The organism is Enemella dayhoffiae (assembly GCF_002250625.1).
Lineage (GTDB): Bacteria > Actinomycetota > Actinomycetes > Propionibacteriales > Propionibacteriaceae > Enemella > Enemella dayhoffiae.
In genome coordinates, this window is sequence record NZ_NMVQ01000001.1 from 19,142 (window position 1) to 36,595 (window position 17,454).

Annotated in this window: 23 protein-coding genes, 1 tRNA gene, 1 other RNA gene and 1 pseudogene; 6 read left to right on the plus strand and 20 right to left on the minus strand. The window is 69.1% G+C overall.

What is annotated here, in order from left to right:
* Positions 1-11: 11 nt before the first annotated feature.
* The 3 genes from CGZ93_RS19155 to CGZ93_RS00105 form a co-directional block, all read right to left on the minus strand.
* Positions 12-275, minus strand: coding sequence for a hypothetical protein (locus tag CGZ93_RS19155; protein WP_229117085.1), 264 nt, complete (start codon positions 273-275; stop codon positions 12-14).
* 324 nt (positions 276-599) lie between these two features.
* Positions 600-1,013 carry a hypothetical protein gene (locus CGZ93_RS19160; RefSeq protein WP_229117086.1) on the minus strand — a complete coding sequence of 138 codons (414 nt, stop codon included), beginning with the start codon at positions 1,011-1,013 and terminating at the stop codon, positions 600-602.
* 121 nt (positions 1,014-1,134) lie between these two features.
* Positions 1,135-2,142: a LacI family DNA-binding transcriptional regulator gene (locus CGZ93_RS00105; RefSeq protein ID WP_229117087.1), complete on the minus strand. Its 1,008-nt coding sequence runs from the start codon at positions 2,140-2,142 to the stop codon at positions 1,135-1,137.
* Between the two features lie 179 nt (positions 2,143-2,321).
* On the opposite strand from CGZ93_RS00105, the gene CGZ93_RS00110 reads away from it, so the two are divergent.
* On the plus strand, positions 2,322-2,960 hold the full coding sequence (locus tag CGZ93_RS00110) for a histidinol dehydrogenase (protein ID WP_229117088.1): 639 nt from the start codon (positions 2,322-2,324) through the stop codon (positions 2,958-2,960).
* A gap of 56 nt (positions 2,961-3,016) precedes the next feature.
* Here CGZ93_RS00110 and CGZ93_RS00115 read toward each other — a convergent pair whose 3' ends face one another.
* The 11 genes from CGZ93_RS00115 to CGZ93_RS00150 all read right to left on the minus strand — a co-directional run bounded on the left by CGZ93_RS00115 (position 3,017) and on the right by CGZ93_RS00150 (position 10,763).
* Positions 3,017-3,709, minus strand: a complete 693-nt coding sequence (locus CGZ93_RS00115; RefSeq protein ID WP_094362135.1) for an ABC transporter permease family protein — start codon at positions 3,707-3,709, stop codon at positions 3,017-3,019.
* Positions 3,706-3,855: a sugar ABC transporter permease gene (locus CGZ93_RS18125; RefSeq protein WP_141211007.1), complete on the minus strand. Its 150-nt coding sequence runs from the start codon at positions 3,853-3,855 to the stop codon at positions 3,706-3,708. Before CGZ93_RS18125 ends, CGZ93_RS00115 begins: the two co-directional genes overlap by 4 nt.
* 9 nt (positions 3,856-3,864) lie before the next feature.
* Positions 3,865-4,074, minus strand: coding sequence for a sugar ABC transporter permease (locus CGZ93_RS00120; protein ID WP_094362136.1), 210 nt, complete (start codon positions 4,072-4,074; stop codon positions 3,865-3,867).
* Positions 4,075-4,104: 30 nt separating this feature from the next.
* Positions 4,105-4,248: a hypothetical protein gene (locus CGZ93_RS18615; RefSeq protein WP_176451565.1), complete on the minus strand. Its 144-nt coding sequence runs from the start codon at positions 4,246-4,248 to the stop codon at positions 4,105-4,107.
* Between the two features lie 211 nt (positions 4,249-4,459).
* Positions 4,460-4,582, minus strand: a complete 123-nt coding sequence (locus CGZ93_RS19665) for a hypothetical protein (protein WP_267489697.1) — start codon at positions 4,580-4,582, stop codon at positions 4,460-4,462.
* Between the two features lie 29 nt (positions 4,583-4,611).
* Entirely contained in the window at positions 4,612-5,943 is a 1,332-nt protein-coding gene (hisD, locus tag CGZ93_RS00125) for a histidinol dehydrogenase (RefSeq protein WP_229117089.1), read from the minus strand.
* A gap of 311 nt (positions 5,944-6,254) precedes the next feature.
* A complete protein-coding gene (gene recR / locus CGZ93_RS00130; RefSeq protein ID WP_094362138.1) occupies positions 6,255-6,854 on the minus strand; it encodes a recombination mediator RecR in 600 nt (199 codons plus the stop codon).
* A 15-nt stretch (positions 6,855-6,869) separates the two neighbouring features.
* The gene (locus tag CGZ93_RS00135) at positions 6,870-7,181 is read right to left on the minus strand and encodes a YbaB/EbfC family nucleoid-associated protein (RefSeq protein ID WP_094362139.1); all 312 of its coding nucleotides are present in this window, start codon (positions 7,179-7,181) and stop codon (positions 6,870-6,872) included.
* A gap of 38 nt (positions 7,182-7,219) precedes the next feature.
* Positions 7,220-9,478 carry a DNA polymerase III subunit gamma and tau gene (locus CGZ93_RS00140; RefSeq protein WP_094362140.1) on the minus strand — a complete coding sequence of 753 codons (2,259 nt, stop codon included), beginning with the start codon at positions 9,476-9,478 and terminating at the stop codon, positions 7,220-7,222.
* 32 nt (positions 9,479-9,510) lie between these two features.
* The gene (locus tag CGZ93_RS18620) at positions 9,511-9,693 is read right to left on the minus strand and encodes a response regulator transcription factor (RefSeq protein WP_176451566.1); all 183 of its coding nucleotides are present in this window, start codon (positions 9,691-9,693) and stop codon (positions 9,511-9,513) included.
* Between the two features lie 260 nt (positions 9,694-9,953).
* Complete coding sequence (locus CGZ93_RS00150; RefSeq protein WP_141211008.1) at positions 9,954-10,763, minus strand: CPBP family glutamic-type intramembrane protease; 810 nt, start codon at positions 10,761-10,763, stop codon at positions 9,954-9,956.
* Positions 10,764-10,786: 23 nt separating this feature from the next.
* On the opposite strand from CGZ93_RS00150, the gene CGZ93_RS00155 reads away from it, so the two are divergent.
* A complete protein-coding gene (locus CGZ93_RS00155) occupies positions 10,787-11,431 on the plus strand; it encodes a TetR/AcrR family transcriptional regulator (RefSeq protein ID WP_094362143.1) in 645 nt (214 codons plus the stop codon).
* A gap of 21 nt (positions 11,432-11,452) precedes the next feature.
* Here the strand turns inward: CGZ93_RS00155 and ffs are convergent.
* Positions 11,453-11,549, minus strand: an RNA gene (gene ffs / locus CGZ93_RS00160) — signal recognition particle sRNA small type.
* Positions 11,550-11,602: 53 nt separating this feature from the next.
* On the opposite strand from ffs, the pseudogene CGZ93_RS19945 reads away from it, so the two are divergent.
* From CGZ93_RS19945 to CGZ93_RS00180, 4 genes and pseudogenes are all read left to right on the plus strand, one after another.
* Positions 11,603-12,190 (plus strand): annotated as a pseudogene (locus CGZ93_RS19945) (alpha/beta fold hydrolase); the annotation flags it as partial.
* A gap of 200 nt (positions 12,191-12,390) precedes the next feature.
* Positions 12,391-12,475, plus strand: a tRNA-Ser gene (locus tag CGZ93_RS00170).
* A gap of 223 nt (positions 12,476-12,698) precedes the next feature.
* On the plus strand, positions 12,699-12,884 hold the full coding sequence (locus CGZ93_RS00175) for a DUF6767 domain-containing protein (protein ID WP_094362144.1): 186 nt from the start codon (positions 12,699-12,701) through the stop codon (positions 12,882-12,884).
* A 20-nt stretch (positions 12,885-12,904) separates the two neighbouring features.
* Complete coding sequence (locus CGZ93_RS00180) at positions 12,905-13,696, plus strand: alpha/beta fold hydrolase (protein WP_094362145.1); 792 nt, start codon at positions 12,905-12,907, stop codon at positions 13,694-13,696.
* 68 nt (positions 13,697-13,764) lie between these two features.
* On the opposite strand, the gene CGZ93_RS19165 is transcribed toward CGZ93_RS00180, so the two are convergent.
* From CGZ93_RS19165 to CGZ93_RS00200, 5 genes are all read right to left on the minus strand, one after another.
* The gene (locus CGZ93_RS19165) at positions 13,765-14,007 is read right to left on the minus strand and encodes a cytosine permease (RefSeq protein ID WP_229117091.1); all 243 of its coding nucleotides are present in this window, start codon (positions 14,005-14,007) and stop codon (positions 13,765-13,767) included.
* A gap of 29 nt (positions 14,008-14,036) precedes the next feature.
* A complete protein-coding gene (locus CGZ93_RS19170; RefSeq protein ID WP_229117092.1) occupies positions 14,037-14,291 on the minus strand; it encodes a hypothetical protein in 255 nt (84 codons plus the stop codon).
* Positions 14,292-14,399: 108 nt separating this feature from the next.
* Positions 14,400-15,848 carry an MFS transporter gene (locus CGZ93_RS00190; RefSeq protein WP_094362146.1) on the minus strand — a complete coding sequence of 483 codons (1,449 nt, stop codon included), beginning with the start codon at positions 15,846-15,848 and terminating at the stop codon, positions 14,400-14,402.
* Between the two features lie 98 nt (positions 15,849-15,946).
* A complete protein-coding gene (locus tag CGZ93_RS18130) occupies positions 15,947-16,786 on the minus strand; it encodes a class F sortase (RefSeq protein ID WP_141211009.1) in 840 nt (279 codons plus the stop codon).
* 93 nt (positions 16,787-16,879) lie between these two features.
* Positions 16,880-17,431 carry a hypothetical protein gene (locus CGZ93_RS00200; RefSeq protein WP_141211010.1) on the minus strand — a complete coding sequence of 184 codons (552 nt, stop codon included), beginning with the start codon at positions 17,429-17,431 and terminating at the stop codon, positions 16,880-16,882.
* Positions 17,432-17,454 lie beyond the last annotated feature (23 nt).

Here is a 17,454-nt window from a genome sequence, read left to right on the forward strand (position 1 = left end):
AGGATCCTCGATCAGTAGAGATTGTCGAAGTCGTGCGCCAGGTCGCCGCGGCCGGCGTTGATCTGCGCCCGCAGCCCGATCTCGTCGTAGACGCGGGTCTCGCGGATGATCCGTCCTTCGTGGAGGTGGAACTGCGACACCCCGAGGACCTCGACCGGGGCCTCGGTGAGGGAGCCGAAACTCGCCACCCCGGCGTACCGTCCGACCAGCTTCCACAGCACCGCGATGCGCAGGCCGCCATAGCGGACACCGTGGTTCGCCTGGACGTCGCGCACCTGGAACTGCCCGTCCGTCCGGGAAGGGTGCAACCAGACCGAGCAGGGACTCGCCGTAACCGTGCGGCCGGATGGCGGTCTGGTTGCCGACGGTGTGCAGGACCAGGTCGCGGTCGAAGAATTTCTTGATGCTGTGCAGATTGCGGCGGTTCCAGACACTCTCGAGCATCTCCAGCACCAGTTCGCACTCGCCACGGTGGTCGTCGGGGCGGGGGCCGGAGTCTCCGGCCGCCAGCACGTCGACCGGCGGATCCTCGGTGAGGCTGCCGGTGTAGCCGAGGAACTTCCGGTTGTGGGCGACCTCGTCGGAGTCGAGGCCACGGTTCAGCACCTTAGCCAGTTCGTCGCGGACCACCTACTCCTCGACCATCCGTCCGCGCCGGTAGAGGCAGTTGGCGAGGTGTAACTGCGGGTCAACCGCCGGCCCTTCGGCGTGTCCACCGGGTCGACCGAGAGCACCAGGTGGGAGCTGAGGAAGGCGTCGTTGCCGCGGGCCTCCCAGACCACGTCCTCGGCCTGGCCGATGTGGTTGTAGTCCTGGGACATCCGCATCATGCTGCCCTGGACCACCTGCTCGACCCCGACGGCGATGCCGAACGGGCCGTGCACGATCGAGTCCGGCTCGTAGTTGTCGTAGATGTGGGAGATGTCCTTGTCGACCCAGATCAGGTCGGTGACCTCGCGGATGAAGGCGTCGGGGTCTGCGTACGGCCGGTAGGCCACCTCATCGAGTGCCATGTCTTCCTCTCACCCCAAAGGGGCCTGGGTGTGCAACCGGTTCAGGACTGTATGCGTATGCACTGATCGAATGCAAGGGTACGCCGGATCGCGGGACCGCGACCGCCGGCGCAGCTCGGGCTCAGGCGCCGCGCCCCCGGGCCTCGGCCAGGCTGCCGCGCTGCACGAGGGCGGTCGAGAACACCTGTTGCTGTTGCCCGGGGCCACCCCGGCCCTCGACCCGATCGGTGATCAGCCCGACCGCGGCCCGGGCCATCTCGGCCAGGTCGAAGGCCACGGTGGCCAGATCCAGCACGGGCCACCCGGCCATCGGCAGGTCGTCGAATCCGACCACCGAGACCTCCCTCGGCACGCGCACCCCCGCCTCGGCGGCCGCATTCAGTGCCCCCACGGCCACCACGTCGTTGCCGCAAATCACCACACTCGGGCGCCGCGTCAGGCGGAGGATCTCCCGCATCCCCTGCCATCCCGACGCCACGTCATAGGGGCCACGGCGGACCGCCGTCTCATCGAGGACCAGGTCCGCGGCCGACAGCGCCTCGCGCAGCACGGCCTCGCGATGCAACCCGGTGCTGGTGTTGACCGGACCGAGCAGGGCGCCGACGCGGCGGTGGCCCAGTTCACGCAGCCGACCGGCCAGTTCGCGATAACCGGCGGTGGCGTCCACCACGACCGAGTCGGCCGGCACCGCCGGCACGGTCCGGTTCAGGTAGACGAACGGCATCCCGCGGTCCTGCAACCGGCGCGGCAGGGCCGAATCGGTGGTCGAGGTGGTGAGCACGACCCCGTCCAGGCCGTTGGCCACGATGCGCTCGGCGATCGGGCCGGCCTCCTCCGCCTCCGCCAGCAGCACCATCTCGTAGCCGGCCTGGAGCAGTGCGCGGTACAGCGGCGCGATCAGGTAAGGATAGAACGCGTTCTCCACATCGGTGAGCAGCAGCCCGATCCGGTGCGACCGCCCCACCGCCAAGGCCCGCCCGGTCGCGCTCGGCACATAACCGAGCAGCCGGGCAGCCTCCCGAACCCGCGCCTTGGTCGCCCGGGAGACCTTGGGATCGTCACGCAGCGCCCTGGAGACGGTCGGCTGCGACACGCCGACATAGCGCGCCACATCCTCACTGGTGACCACGAGACCTCCTTGCACCGGACCACGGACGGCCGCCGGGAGCGGGGACAGGTTAACCCACCCCTGGCCGACCGGCCGTCTTGCATGGTGACCGCCACCGCGCACCGCACTTGACGGCACCAACGGCGCCACCTCCAATGTAGGGCATACGTATGTCTATTGCCGAGAGGTGCACCGTGGCCATGGTTCGCAAGTCCGGACAGTCGAAGTCGTTCATCGACACCAGCCAGGCCGACGTCCAGCAGCGCGTCGCCGCCCTGATCGCCGACATCCGCGAGCGCTGTGAAGCGGCGGTGCAGAAGTGCTCGGCCCAGTTCGACAAGTGGGAGCCGGAGTCCTTCCGGCTGCCGGCCGAGGAGATCCAGCGCATCATCGGCACCCTGGACCAGCAGGTGATCGACGACATCACGTTCGTGCAGGAGCAGATCCGCAACTTCGCCCAGGCCCAGCGCGACTCGATGACCGATATCGAGGTGGAGACCCTGCCCGGGGTGTTCCTCGGACACAAGCACGTGCCGGTGTCCTCGGCCGGGGCCTACATCCCCGGTGGCAAGTATCCGCTGACGGCCTCGGCGCACATGACCATCATCACCGCCAAGGTCGCCGGGGTACCGCGGGTGATCGCCTGCACCCCGCCGATCCGTGGTGAGATCCCCGCCGCCACCGTCGCCGCCATGCAACCTGGCCGGCGCCGACGAGATCTATCTGCTGGGTGGGGTCCAGGCGGTCGCCTCGACCATCGATCATGGCCGCCTCGTCGAGCTCGTGCGGCAGCTCGGCGAAGAAGTTGCGCAGCAGCCAGATGGAGAACGGCTGGTTGATCGCGATCAGTCCGGGGCCAGTGCCGGGGTGGTGTCATAGATGCCGAACGCGCGGGTCAGCTCACACATCGGCAGCACCACCGCAAAATCGCGGCAGTGCCCGGAAGATCAGCGCCAGCACGAGAATGATCGCCGACATAGCTCGGAAAGCGGGAGAGGGCGTACGCCGCCGGCAGCCCGATGATCAGCGCCACGATGGTGGAGATCACCGCCACCACGATCGTGTTCAACAGGTATTTGTAGAAATCGGAGGTCTGCCACAGGTCCACGAATGCCTGCGCGGACGGGGTGAAGCTCCACACCGGCGGATTGGCGAAGGCGACATTGGTCGGCTTGATCACCGACAGTGTCGTCCACAGGAACGGGGCCAGCATGATCACGCAGGTCGCGGCGAGGAAGACGCCGATCAGCACCTGGCTGGTGCCCAGCCGTCGCCTGGGCCGCACGGGGTGGACGAGGTGGTCAGCGGTCAGGTCAGCCATGACGAGCCTCCTCAGGATCCCGCGGACCGACGGCCACAGCGCGATCAGGATCAGGATGATGGTGAGCACGTTGATCGCGCTGCCGAGGCCCAGCTGCGGCGACCCGTCGGTGAAGGCGGTGTGGAACACGTACAGCATGATCGACTTGTTGCCGATCGAGGTGGCCTGCGTGCTCAACGGGATCAGGTTGTCCATCACCCGCAGCTTGTCCATGATCATGATCAGCGAGACGAACACCATCACGCCGCGGATGGTCGGGATGATCACACCGACAGGGTGCCGGCCCCGTCGATCTGTGCCGCCTCCAGGGTCTCCTCGGGCACCCCCTGCAGGCCGGCCAGGATCATCAGCATGGCGAACGGCAGGGTGGACCACATCACGTTCAGCAGGATGATCAGCCGGTTCGGCCACACGTCGGTGAATCAGAGCACCTCGGTCCCGAACAGATTGGAGAACAGCAGGTTGGCCACACCGCCGAAGTTGGTGTCGAACAGCCAGGAGAAGGCGGTCGCGCCGACCACGTGCGGGATCACGTAGGAGATGAGCATGATGCCGAGCACCAGCGGCCGGGCCCGCCCGAGCCGGTTGACCATGTTGGCCAAGATGTAGCCGAGGATCAAGGTGAGCACCACCGAGATCGCCGCCAGTCCGACGGTGAACAGCTACGCGACCGACTTGCCACCGGGGGTGATCGACGGCGAGGCGGCGAAGCCGATCTTGTCGTAGTGCTGCGAATTCTTCTGGTGCACCAGGTCGTTCATCCGGCCGGAGAACATCACCGAGATGGCGGCGGTGCCGTTGTACATGCTGCTGCACCTTGGGCTGATCGAAGGTGGTCACCTGCGGATCCATGTAGGGCAGCAGCGCCTTCGTCTCCTCCAATGCCGTCTTGGCCTCGGGGGAGTTGAAGTTCGGCTTCTTGGTCGCCGGATCGACGAACGTCTTGCCCTGAGTGAGCATCATGTTGCCGTACCAGGTGCCGATGTCGGCGCTGGCCAACCAGGGCAGGGCGACCGGTTATCTCAGATCACCGCTCTTCTGGATCTTGTCGGCGGCCGCGCGCAGCTCGGTCAGGTTGTCTTTGTTGAACAGATCATCGAGCGGTTCGAGCTTGCCCTGCGAGCCGTAGGTCGGGACCACGCGGACTATCGAGTGCCGGGCGGCGGGGTTCAGTTGTCGCGCTCGATGAGGTCGAGTCGCAGCTGAGCGGAATCCCGGTGACCAGGCATCTGCTCGAAGTCGGAAATGGTGACCACCGGATCGGCCTGGGACCGGGTGGCCTCGCGGGTGGCCCGCTGGAAGGTGAGCTGCTTGAGGAAGCCGAGCACCGACAGCCCGGCCGTGTAGCGCGCACCCCGGGCGGTGGGGAGCACGTGGTTGGTCCCGGACATGCCCTTGTCGGCGTACGCCACCGTGGACCACTCGCCGAGGAACAGCGAACCGTAGTTGGTGAGCCGGCCGAGCCACCAGTCCAGGTCGTCGGCCAGCACCTCGAGGTGCTCGGGCGCGAGGATGTCCATGATCTGGCAGGCGGTCTCGCGGTCCTCGGCCAGATAGATCGACCCGTATTCCCGCCAGGCGTTCCCGGCGATGTCGCGGGTGGCCAGGCCCTCCAGCTGGCGGTCCATCTCGTCCAGCGTCTCCTTGGCCAACCGCTCGGAGGTGGTCACCAGCGAGGCCGGCGAGCTGGGCCCGTGCTCGGCCTGACCGAGCAGGTCGGCCGCGACCATCTGCGCTGTCGCGGTCTCGTCGGCCAGCACGGCGACCTCGGAGGGGCCGGCGAGCACGTCGATGCCGACCTTGCCATAGAGCTGCCGCTTGGCCTCGGCGACGTAGGCGTTTCCGGCGCCGACGATCATGTCCGACGGCACCCCGTCGAGCAGTCCGAACGCCATCGCGGCGAGCGCCTGGACGCCGCCGACGGCGTACATCCTCTCGGCGCCGGAGGCCTTCGCGGCATACAGCACGGCCGGGTGCGCCTGCCCGCCGCGGCTGGGCGGGGTGCAGGAGACGATGTTCGGTACGCCCGCGGCGCGGGCCACGCCGACGGTCATGAAGGCGCTGGCCAGCAACGGGAAGCGACCGGCGGGCAGGTAGCAGCCGACGTTGCCGACCGGGACGTACTTCTGGCCGCACTCGACACCGGGGATCACCTCGGCGGAGAAGTCGACCAGGTGCTTGCGCTGCATCTCGGCGAAGATTCGGGTGCGCTCGGCGCCCGTGTCGAGGGCCTGACGCAGCGACTCGGGCAACTCGGCGAAGTCGGCCTCGGCCTTCGCCAGATCGATCTCCAGGTCGTCCCCGGTGAACCCGTCCAGGTCGCGGGCATAGCGCAGCACTGCGTCCATGCCGTTCTGCTCGATGTCCCGCAGCATGCCGGTGACCGTCTCGACCACCTTCGGATCCTGCTGGGCCGGAGCGTCACGGCCGGGCGGTTCCTTGATCACGGTGAAGCTGCCGGAGATCAGACGGTGGTCCTCGGGGTTCAAATGCATACGCATACAATGCAGATTCGGGAACTCAGGCGCAAGGGGTTGTCTCAAGAAACATGATTACGACCAAGTAACCGAGATTCCGATTGCGTCGCCCGCGGGTGGCCGTGCTGTTCGGCCATGCAATGCGTATGCATAGAGGCTCTATGACTGCCGTCCGTCGGCGGGTTCGGACACAATCGTCTCGTCGGCTGCTGAAGCACAAGGTGGACCGAGACCGGGGGTGAGGTGCTGGAGGGCCCCGCACGCGGACCCAACGGCCCGCGGCTGGTTGCCCGTCACAGCGACGACAACGTCTTCGAATGCATCCAGCTGGAGGCTCAGGCCGACACGTAGTTCCGGCCGCTGAACGCCCGACCGAGGGTGACCTCGTCGGCATACTCGAGGTCGCCGCCGACCGGCAACCCGCTGGCCAACCGGGCCACCTTGACCCCCATCGGCAGCAGCAGCCGGCTCAGGTAGGTGGCCGTCGCCTCCCCCTCCAGGTTGGGGTCGGTGGCGATGATCACCTCCTGCACGGTGCCGTCGGCCAGCCGCTGGCAGAGCTCGCGGATCTTCAGATCCCCCGGCCCCACCCCGTCGATCGGCGAGATCGCCCCGCCGAGCACGTGATAGGTGCCGCGGAACTCGCGGGTCCGCTCGATCGCGACGACGTCCTTGGACTCCTCCACCACGCAGATCGCCGTCTGGTCGCGACGCGGGTCACGACAGACGCGGCAGCGTTCGGACTCGGAGACGTTGAAGCAGACCTCGCAGAACTTCACCGTCGCCTTCACCCGGCGCAGGGTGTCGGCGAGCTGTTCGATCTCGGCCGGGTCGGCGGAGAGCACGTGGAAGGCGATCCGCTGGGCGCTCTTCGGCCCCACCCCGGGCAGCTGGCCGAGGGCGTCGATGAGGTCCTGGACCGGACCTTCGTACAAGGTGGCTCCCCTCGCTCAGAAGCCCAGGCCGTTGGCCATGCCGCCGAACTTGGCCTCGGTCATCACCTGCACCTTGTGGCTGGCGTCGCGGATCGCGGCGATGACCAGGTCGGCCAGCGCCTCGGTGTCCTCGGGGTCGCAGGCCTCGGGCTTAATCACCAGCGCCTTGATTTCACCGGTACCGGTGAGGGTCGCCTGCACCAGGTCACCCCCGGCGCTGCCCTCGAACTCGGCCTCGGCCATCTCCTCCTGGGCCTGCTGCATCTGGGCCTGCATCTGCTGGGCCTGGGCGAGCAGAGCGTTCATGTCCATGCCGTCGGGCAACATCGGTTCTCCTTGTGGTGTGCGGTGTGCCGGTATCAAGACTATGCGCCGGATTCCTCTTCGCCGATCAACTGGGCGCCGAGGTGCCGGCTGAGCAGCTCACCGTGCGAGCCCTCGCTGACCTCGGGGGCGGAGTCCGGGTCATAGTCATCGTAGGGATCCGGTTCCGGTTCGTCGTCGGGCGGGGCGCTGCCGGCGTGCCGGGTCGGCCGGATCCCCTCGCGCGCCTTCGCCGACAGCTGGGTCAGCTCGGGGCTGGGTGCCGGGGCTTCGGTACGCCCGTTGGCGCCTTCGGGCGACTGCGCATCCGTGGGCTGCCGGCGCTGTTGTGGGGGTGGCTCGGCGGTTGCAGCGGCGGGCTCCGGATCCGGTTCGGGGTCGCGGACCGGCTGGGCGGGACGCGCCGGCGCCGGGCGCTCCGGCGTACGCCCGGACCACGGGTCCCGCGCCGGCTCCTCGGCGGAAGCGCCACCGTCGACCAGCGTCTCGATCCGCAGATTGGCTCCGAGCACCTGGACCAGCGCGTCGGTGACGACGTCCTGGTGGCCGCTCTTGCCGAAGGAGTCGCGGGCGCCGGCGTTCTTCAGCGCCAGCACCAGGGCACCGTCGCGCACCTCGTGCACCTGAGCGTTCTGCGAGACCAGGATCCAGGTGAAGCGGCGGCGGGTCTTGACCTCCTCCAACACCTCGGGCCAGAGCCGGCGGACGTCCGCGGTGCTCAGCCCGGTCGGTTGCGGGGCCGGCTGGGCAGCGGGCGGGTCGGCTCTGGGGTCTGCCCTGGGGGCGGTCGGTGCTCGGTCGGCGGGAGCGGACCGGACCGGTTCGGGTGCCTGCTCCGGCGCGGGGGGTGGCACGGGGGCTGGAGCTGCTGTCTGGGGTTCCTGGGTTCGGGGCGGAGTCTGGGCGGCGGCGGGTTCGGGGGCGATCTGATCACCGGGGACCTGTACACCGATCCGCCGCTCCAACCGGTCCAACCGGGCGTGGATCCCACGGTCGTCCACGTCGGCGCCCGGCAGCAGCACCCGGGCGCACATCAGCTCCAGGTGCAACCGGGGGGCGGTGGTGCCGCGCATCTCGGTCAGGCCGGCGGCGATCACCTCGGCGGCCCGGGTCAGTTCACCGGCGCCCAGCGCGGCGGCCTGGGACTGCAGCCGCTCCCCCTGGTCCTCGGCGGCCTCGACGAGCCCGGAACCGAGCGCGTCGGGCACCGCGGCCACGATGACCAGGTCACGGAGTCGGCGCAGCAGGTCCTCGCCGAAGCGGCGGGGGTCCTGGCCGACCTCGATCACCTTGTCCACGCACGCGAACACCCCGGCCGCGTCCCCGGCGGCGAACGCGTCCAGGACCTCGTCCAGCAGCGAGTCGGGGGTGTAGCCGAGCAGGGCGGTGGCCTGGGCGTACGAGACTCCCGACTCGGCCGCGCCACCGAGCAGCTGGTCCAGCACCGACAGCGAGTCGCGGACCGAGCCCTGCCCGGCGCGGACCACCAGCGGCAGCACGGTCTGCTCGACCGCAATCCCCTCGGCCTCGCAGAGCCGGGCCAGGTAGGCCTGCAGCACCTTGGGCGGGACCAGCCGGAACGGGTAGTGGTGGGTCCGCGAGCGGATGGTGCCGATCACCCGCTCGGGCTCGGTGGTGGCGAAGATGAACTTCACGTGCGGCGGCGGCTCTTCGACCAGCTTCAGCAGGGCGTTGAACCCGGCCGTGGTCACCATGTGCGCCTCGTCGACGATGTAGATCTTGTAGCGGCTGTGCACGGGGGCGAAGAACGCCCGCTCCCGCAGGTCGCGGGCGTCGTCGACGCCGCCGTGCGAGGCCGCGTCGATCTCGATCACGTCGATCGAGCCGGGGCCGCCGCGGGCCAGGTCGGTGCACGACTGGCACTTCCCGCATGGGGTCGGGGTGGGGCCCTGCTCGCAGTTCAGGCAACGGGCGAGGATCCGCGCGGAGGTGGTCTTTCCGCAGCCGCGTGGGCCCGAGAACAGGTAGGCGTGGTTGACCCGGTTGTTCACCAGCGCCCGCTGCAGCGGATCGGTGACGTGTTCCTGGCCGATCACGTCGGCGAACGTGTCCGGCCGATAGCGGCGATAGAGCGCCAGCGGAGCGCTCGGGGCGGGCGTACGCTCGGGCCGGCTCGGGGCGGGTGGCGCCGGCGGTGCCGCCTGGGCGGGCGCGGGTTCGGCCGGCTCGTCGCCCCCGAACAGGGCCTCGCCCTCCTGCTCGAATGGCTCGAAGCCGTAGTCGTCGGTGAACTCGTCTTCCTCCGCCACGCCAAGAACCCTAGTGCGCGGCTCCGACATTTCCCACCGCCGGCCGCCGCACCGGTGCGCCCCTAGGATGACTGCCATGACCGTTTGGCGGTGTGCCGCCACGCCGCCACCACATGGGTGGCGACGGCCGGGTCAAGCACGCCCTCGCCCCGGTGCACGGCGCGGATGCCGTCCAGCACCATCGCGGGGTCGGCGTCCTTGAGCAGGAATCCGCGGGCTCCGGCACCGAGGGCACCGGTGACCAACTGTCGACGTTGAAGGTGGTGAGCACCAGGATCCTCGTGCTGGTGGGAAATTTTCAAGGATCCGGCGGGTCGCCTCGACCCGTCGAGCACGGGCATCCGGAGGTCCATCAGGATCACGTCCGGGCGCTCGGGGCGGGCGAGCTCGATCGCCTCCGCACCGTTGGCGCCTCGATCCGGGCGACCGCGAGCAGCAGGGCCGCCAGCAGCAGGTCGAGCTTGGGGACGCGGCGCAGCCAGGAGGGTTCGAGGGTAGGCCCGGTTCAGCGGTGGACTTCCTCCTGGGGGAGGAAGTGTGAGCGCCCGGTGCGCAGCAGCTCGGTGGCGAGGATCGAGACCACGGCCCAGATCAGCCCATAGCCGACCAGCCCGGGCACGGACGCGGCTCCGAGATCGGCCAGCACCAGCGGGGTCAGCGGCACCGCGTGGGCGAACACCGCCGGCCAGACGCTGCCGAACCGGTCCGCGAGCGCCTGCCACAGCGGCGCCACCGCGAGCAGGGTGAGGGTGCTGACGATGGCGATCGACAGCGGCATCACCCCGGCCAGCACATAGCTGGCGTGCAGCGGCACGTGCCACAGCATCCAGAACAGTCCGATGGACGACGCCTTCGCCCAGAAACCCAACCCGGGCAGCAGTTGCGGCAGGAAGGCCCGCCAAGCCACCTCTTCGCCGAGCGTGCTGAGGCTCAGCAGCGCGGCGGTGACGAGCACCGTCGCCGCGGTGACCAGCAGGCCGGGCAGCTCGGGGGCCGTGGCAATGAGACCGAGCAGGCGGCCAATGCCGAAGACGATCACGGCGACCGCGCTGGTGACCGCGACCGCTGCCGCGTACCCGATCAGCAGGCGACGCCAGCCGCCGGGGCGCAGCCGCCACCAGGCGACCAGCGTGCCGCGGCGTACCGCCAGCTTCAGCACCAGCAGGCTGACCAGCGCCGGCATCCAGCGGCCGATCAACAGCAGCCAGGCCGGAACCTCGGTGCGGGTCAGCAGGAAGGGCAGGCAGAGCGCCACCATGGATGTGAGGACCAGGATCACAAAGAGCGCCACCGCGCGGTTATTTGTACGCTGCACAAATAGAACGTATCGTCGCTGCGATGAGCGGCACCATTCGTGGGAACCCTGAGCGGTCCCCCAGGCGTGGACCCCGGGGTGACCTGGATCGCGGGACCTGGCTCGCGGCGGGCGAGCGCCTGCTCGACCGCGAGGGGGTGGCCGCGCTGAGCCTGCGCCGGTTGGCCGCGGAGGCGGGCGCCACCCCGAACGCTTTCTATACCTATTTCGCCGACCTGGCTGAGCTGGCCAACGAGGTCGGCGACCGGTTCCTGGGCACCCTCGGACTGCCCGCGATCCTGGGGGGCAGCGGCAGCCCGCGGGAGCGGATCGAGTCGACGGTACGCCGGATCTGGACCGCGATCCGGGACCGGCCGGGGCTGACCGCGCTGTTGGCCTCGCGACGGATCGTGGGCGCGCACTCGATGCGGTTGAACGAGGAGTTGCTACGCGTGCTCACCGGTGCGGGGATGGCGCTGCCCACCGCCAGCGCGACGGTGTATGCGTTGACCGCGTACCTCTACGGTCACCTGGTCTGCAGTGTTCCGGACGGCGCCGACGAGACGGTACGCCGGGCGCTGAGCGGGCTGGAACCGACCGATTTCCCGCTCACCGGCGAGAGCTGGACCGCTGCGCACGACGAGCTGCCCGGGCTGACCGAGTTGCTCGACGGGCTCAGAGTGGCCTGAGGGCGCAGCCGCAGCGGGCATGAAAAGGGCCCCCCGCGCACCCGACAGAGCCCACTTACCCTTGCTGCCTTCCGGCCCTGGGGGAGTTGGGTGAGGTAACGCCACACGGGGGACCTGGGTCGAGTGTAGGGCCCCCGCGGCGCGGAATCCAGTCGGCGTGGGCTCCGCTGCATGAGCAACGACGCGCATCCCACCACCGAGATTCCCGAGCACACCGTCATCTGGCTGCACGGCCGGTTCGGTTCAGGTGCCGCCTGGGGCAGCACGCCCGACCTGCTCGACAGGGGCCGGTTCCGACACCTCTTCGCGGACTACCGGGGCCACGGGACGCGCAAGGGCGAGGCGGGGGCGTACACGCTGGAGGAGATCGCCTCCGACGTGCTGGCCCTGGCCGACGAACTCGGGGTCGAGACGTTCTCACTGGTGGGCCACTCGATGGGCGGCGCGGCGGCGCTGCGGGTGCTGGCCAGGGCCCCCGATCGGGTACGCCGAATCGTCGGCCTGTCGCCGGTCGGGGCCACGCCGACACCGTTCGGCGGGCAGACCCACGCGCTGTTCTTCGGCGCACCCGATGATCGGGAGAAGCGCTACGCGATCGTCGACTTCACCACCGGAAACCGCAACACCCCGGTGTGGATGAACGCCATCGTCGACCACTCCCTGGAACAGTCGAGCGTCGAGGCGTTCCGCGGTCACCTCGAGGCGTGGGCCGCGGCGGACTTCGCCACGGAGCTGAGCGGGGTCGAGGTGCCCGCGCTGGCAGTGGTCGGGGGCACGACCCGGCGCTGGGCGAGGCGACGATCCGACAGACCTGGTGCCAGGCACTGCCCGGGTGCTGGCGAACGCCGGCCACTACCACGCCGACGAGGTGCCGGTACAGACGGCGACCGTGATCGAGCGCTTCCTCGCGGAGTAACTCGGTTTCGCGTCAGGCAAGGAGTCGGGGTACGCTACCCGGCGGAGGATTCGCCTAGTGGCCTATGGCGCTCGCTTGGAAAGCGGGTTGGGTGCAAGCCCTCAGGGGTTCGAATCCCCTATCCTCCGCGCGCTGACAAGGGGAACGCCGCCCGACCGGACCTGGTCGAGGCGGCGTTTCGCATTTCATCCTCGCTGCCCGGCAGCCAGGCGATCAAACGACTTGCCGAGGATCTGAAGTCCCGCTTCGCGGATCAGGGTGGACCTGGAGAGCGCAACCTTCGATACATGTTCACCGGTGGGAAAGCCCCTCCGGCGAATCTCTACGACACCTCGTAGTAGAATCTCTCGCGTGAAGCAACCCGAACCGCGCTGCCCGATCCGGCCGACGGATCCGTGCAGCCTGTGCTTCCCCGGGGCGACCGGGCCGCAGGACTGCGGGCTGGTTCTGCTGGTGCGCGAGGATCCCGACCTGGCCGCGGAGTGGACCCGGTTGCGCCGCGAGGCGGCCGGGGAGCGTACGCGTCGGGCGCGTTGAGGCCTGCGTACGATCGCGGCATGTGCCGACAGATCGAGGTCCGCGTACCGAACGCGCGGCTGGCGACAGAAGTCCGTGACGGCGACGACCCCGCAATCGTGCTGCTGCACGGGATGAGCGGCGACCGGAGCACCTGGGACGACCTGTGGGGCGCCCTCCCCCAGCGCCGGAGGGCGGTCCGCTACGACCTGCGCGGCTTTGGTTCCTCAGCCGCGCTGGACGAGGAGCGGTTCAGCCACACCGAGGATCTGCTGTCCCTGCTCGATTTCCTCGAGATCGGTCGGTGCGACCTGGTCGGAGTGTCGATGGGCGGCAGCGTGTCACTCAACGTCGCCCTCACCCATCCAGACCGGGTACGCCGGCTGGTCCTGTTCAGCCCCGCGATCACCGGCTGGGAGTGGTCGCCCGAATGGATCGGACGCTGGCGCGAGGTGACCACCGCAGCCCGCTCCGGAGACCTGGCGGGCGCCCGCGAACTCTGGTGGCGGCACCCGATCTTCGACACGATCCGCGACGACGCAGCAGCCGCCGATGCCGTCCGGGCGAGCATCGAGGCGTACCCGGGTGACGCCTGGACCGGTCGCTCCCGGGAGAAGCCGGCCCTCCCCGACGTCGAGCGGCTGCCGCTCCTCTCCGCCCCGACGCTGCTGATCTCCGGCACCGAGGACCTGCCCGACTTCCGCGGGATCGCTGCGGTGATCGAGGCGAGCGCGCCGGAGATACGCCGGGTCGACCTACCCGCCGCCGGGCATCTGGTGCACCTCGAGCGCGCCGAGGAGGTCACCGCGCAGGTACGCGACTTTGTCGCCTGAGGACTGCCGCCGGACTCAGACCGGGTCGCTCACCGTCTCCTTCTCCAGCTGCGACTCCTCCGGATAGATCATCCGGCCGGGCTGCTGCACCGTGCGCTTGGCGACGGGGTAGTAGATGGCGGCGCGGTCACCACCAGACCGACGATCCAGGAGATGTCCACGCCACTGAGCAGCTTGGTGATCGGGCCGGTGTAGAGCTTCTGCGCCATGAACGGGATCTGGATCAACACCCCGAACGCGTACACCGCGATGGTCCCCCACTGCCAACCGCGATAGCGACCGGCCGGGTCGTACAACGCGGGGATGTCCACCTTTTCCTTTGAGACGAGGTAATAGTCGATCAGGTTGATGGCCCACCACGGGGTGACACCATCAGCAGGGCGAGCACGAAGTTCTTGAAGTTGTTCAGGAAGTCCGCCGAGGCCCACAGCGCGATGGCGGACGCGATCAGGTTGAACACGATCACCCACACCACCCGCGTGAGCGGGGACACCTTGGCCGACCTGGTGAACGCGGACAACGTGGTGACGATCGACATGTAGCCGCCGTAGGCGTTCAGGGCGTTGATGGTGAGCTTGCCCACCACGATCACCACGTGGATCAGCAGCGCGATCCACGCCGCCGTCGGGCTTGACGGCTTCCAACCGAGACCCCGCCGGCGTCCCGGATCCGAGACGCCGCTCGGTGACTCGCGTGACGCGCCTCAGGCGCGAGCTGTCTGGTCGGCGTACTCCTCGGCGTCGGTGTCCACCCCGGTCGGATCCCAGCGGATCAGCGCGATCGACAGCAGACCGAGCAGCGGGAAGATGAAGATCACCCAGAACACCCCGGTCTTCAGCGCGGCGGCCAGGATCGGGAAGCCGACCAGGGAGACGATCGAGAAGACCCGCTTGACCCCCTCGTTGAAGCCGACGCCGACCCCGCGGATGCTGGTCGGATAGCTGAGGGTGGCGTACGACATCAGGTGCGCACCCGGTCCACCGGCCTGGGCGAAGATGAACAGCGCCAGCATGGCGACCCCGACGAAGGCGATCGCCCCCTTCGGCGCACCGATCAGCGCCATCGCGCCGAGCGCGATCGCCTGCAGAGAGAACCCGATCAGGGTCATCCGCCGCGCGCCGAGCCGGTCGACCAGGGTGACGCCGGCGAGCCCGCCGAGCACTCCGAAGACGAGGTTGATCACCAGCGAGGAACCGATGGTCACCAGCGGGCCGCGTTCGAACAGTTCGGAGATGATCAGCGGTGTCCCGTACGCCACCGCGTTGTAGCCGAAGGTGGAGAAGACGCTGACGCAGAGGGCGGCGATGGTGCGCATCCGATAGCGGGGCGACCAGAGCCGGGCGAAGGCGTTCTTCCGGTTCTCCCGGCTGATCGCGGCCGGCTTCTGTTCGGGAGCCAGCTCGGCGTCGATGTCATAGGAGGTGCGCAGCACATCGACCGCACCGCGCAGATCACCCTGATTCGCCAACCACTGCGGGGATTCCTTCAGATAGCGACGGCGGACGAGCAGCACGATCAGGGCCGGCACGGCACCGAAGCCGACCACCCAGCGCCACAGGTGCGGCTGCTGCGGCAGCGGCAGCAGCAGGAACAGCGCCAGCACGATGACGTAGCCGATGCCGGTCGCGGCGTACCAGGCGGGCGACCAGGCGGAGACCCGCTGGTTGCGGTTGCCCTTGCCGCGCAGGGAGGAGAACTCGGCCAGGAAGGCCATCGCCACCGGCAGGTCGAGACCGACGCCGATTCCCATCACGAAACGAAAAGCGATCAGCACCCACTCGTTCGGCGCCAGCGCGCAGCCGATCGCGGCGACCACGAAGAAGACCATGTCGGCCATGAACAGCCGGTAGCGCCCGAGCTTGTCGACCAACCAGCCGCCGATCAGCGCACCGACCACGGCGCCGGCCATGATCGAGGCGTTCACCAGTCCGGTCATGAATCCGTCGAGCCCGAACTGCTTCTTGATCTCGGTGATGCCGAAGGCGAGCGAGGAGAAGTCGTAGGCGTCCATGAAGATGCCACCCAGAGCGAGAATGACGACGGCGAGCGCGCCGCGCTGCGGGGTGGTGCGATTGGCCACGAGGCGGGCTACGTCGGCGGCGTTGCGCACCACCGGCCGCTCGGCCGTGACGGCCTGAGGCGATTGGGTCATGGACGGAAAGTTAGGAGTGCGGGCCGACCGACCGGAAACTCGTCCGCATGCCAAGACGATTCTTCAATGAAGGTATTGACATACCCTATGGAAGCGAATCAGACCACGCGGTCGGCGTAGAAGATGATCCGGGACTCGTAGACCCCGGTGCGCGCGTTGCGGTCCCAACAGGTCATGATCGCCAACTGCGGGCGACCATGATCATCGTGATAAATCTTCGACTTCGGGTTGTACGCCGCCACAGAGATCTTGAGCTTGCTCCGATAGCGATAGCAGGCGATCTGGCCGTCCTCCCCCACCACCTTGATCACGTCACCGGGGCGTAGTCCGTCGGCGGCGTGCAGGTTGTTGCCCAGGGCCGAGCCGCTGGCGTACGAGTGCACGTTGATGATCACGTTGCCGCGCTCGCTGCCCGGGGCCGGGGAGCCGCGATACCAGGCGGTGGTGAACAGCTGCGACAGCGGCGGCGCGCCGGGGTTACCGTCGCGATCGTTGCCGACGGTGACCATCGGGGCGTTCACCCCCATCCGGGGCACCTGGAAGCGGGTCGGCCTGATCGGTCCGCGGGCACAGCCGGTTGCGGGGGCGGTGGCAGCGGTACGCCCGCCGTCGCCGCCCGCTTCACCCGGTGGGCCCGCAGGGGCGGGTGGCGCGGGTGCGGCGGCAGCAGGAGCAGGGGGTGGCGCCGGGGCGGGCGGTGCCGACGAGCGGGGCGGGGTCGGCGTGGGGGTGGCCTGCTCGGGCGCCCGGAAGTCCGTCGAGCCGTCGGGTTCCGATGACGACGGGGCAGCGCCGGCGAATTCGGGGGCGGCGGCCACCGGTGCCGGTTCGGGTGCGGGGTCCGGTGTACGCCCGGCGCCGCTGACCATCCAGACGACCGGGGGCACCATCAGCAGGGAGGTGGCGATCGCCACCGCCGTCCGCGCCGTCCCCGTCATCTCATCTGCCCCTTCCAGCCGATCTCGACGGTAACCGCGGCCGGGATCGGCGCGCGTCCGCCGGGACCCGGAAGATTCCCCCTCGCGGGCCTGTCAACGCCGGTGCTGCCGACGCACCATCGCATCCCTGGTCCGGATCAGCAGTTCCACCGCCGTCAGCGTCCAGGCGCTGATGACGAGCAACTGGAAGGTGAACACCGGGGTCGGCGACAGGGTCTTGCGGTCGCCGAGAAACTGGTACCAGGTCAGGGCCATCGCCGCTGCCAACAACAGCTGCAGCGCCAGCCAGCCGGGCCAGCGCGCCAGCGGGCGCACCCCGACCGCCCCGGCGATCGTGCGCATCCGCGACGCCCGGAGCAGCAGCGCCTCGGACGCTCTGGCCGTCCAGCTCAGCCACAGCGCCAGACCCGGATAGGGCGTCCAACCGAAGAGGATCAGTGCGCCGATCATCACGATCGGGCCACCACTGTCGGCGTACGGGTGAGTGCGGTTGCCCTGCGCCACCACCATCGCGAACCAGCCGAGGATCAGCTGACCGGCCCCGGCGAGCACGACGGTGATCACGGTGACAACGGTCAGCCCCTGACCCGGACCTGGCGTGGGACCGGCCGTGGTCCGCACTGGCCCGCCTGGTCGCTGCTCCATCCCCCATTGTCCGCACCAGGGGT

Bases quoted from the DNA above. Each gene is read 5' to 3' on its own strand.
- CGZ93_RS19160 (WP_229117086.1), bottom strand. From the start codon at position 1,013: ATGGCACTCGATGAGGTGGCCTACCGGCCGTACGCAGACCCCGACGCC.
- CGZ93_RS00110 (WP_229117088.1), top strand. From the start codon at position 2,322: ATGGTTCGCAAGTCCGGACAGTCGAAGTCGTTCATCGACACCAGCCAG.
- CGZ93_RS18615 (WP_176451565.1), bottom strand. From the start codon at position 4,248: ATGTACAACGGCACCGCCGCCATCTCGGTGATGTTCTCCGGCCGGATG.
- hisD (WP_229117089.1), bottom strand. From the start codon at position 5,943: ATGCGTATGCATTTGAACCCCGAGGACCACCGTCTGATCTCCGGCAGC.
- CGZ93_RS00135 (WP_094362139.1), bottom strand. From the start codon at position 7,181: ATGTTGCCCGACGGCATGGACATGAACGCTCTGCTCGCCCAGGCCCAG.
- CGZ93_RS00140 (WP_094362140.1), bottom strand. From the start codon at position 9,478: ATGTCGGAGCCGCGCACTAGGGTTCTTGGCGTGGCGGAGGAAGACGAG.
- CGZ93_RS00155 (WP_094362143.1), top strand. From the start codon at position 10,787: ATGAGCGGCACCATTCGTGGGAACCCTGAGCGGTCCCCCAGGCGTGGA.
- CGZ93_RS00180 (WP_094362145.1), top strand. From the start codon at position 12,905: ATGTGCCGACAGATCGAGGTCCGCGTACCGAACGCGCGGCTGGCGACA.
- CGZ93_RS00190 (WP_094362146.1), bottom strand. From the start codon at position 15,848: ATGACCCAATCGCCTCAGGCCGTCACGGCCGAGCGGCCGGTGGTGCGC.
- CGZ93_RS18130 (WP_141211009.1), bottom strand. From the start codon at position 16,786: ATGACGGGGACGGCGCGGACGGCGGTGGCGATCGCCACCTCCCTGCTG.
- CGZ93_RS00200 (WP_141211010.1), bottom strand. From the start codon at position 17,431: ATGGAGCAGCGACCAGGCGGGCCAGTGCGGACCACGGCCGGTCCCACG.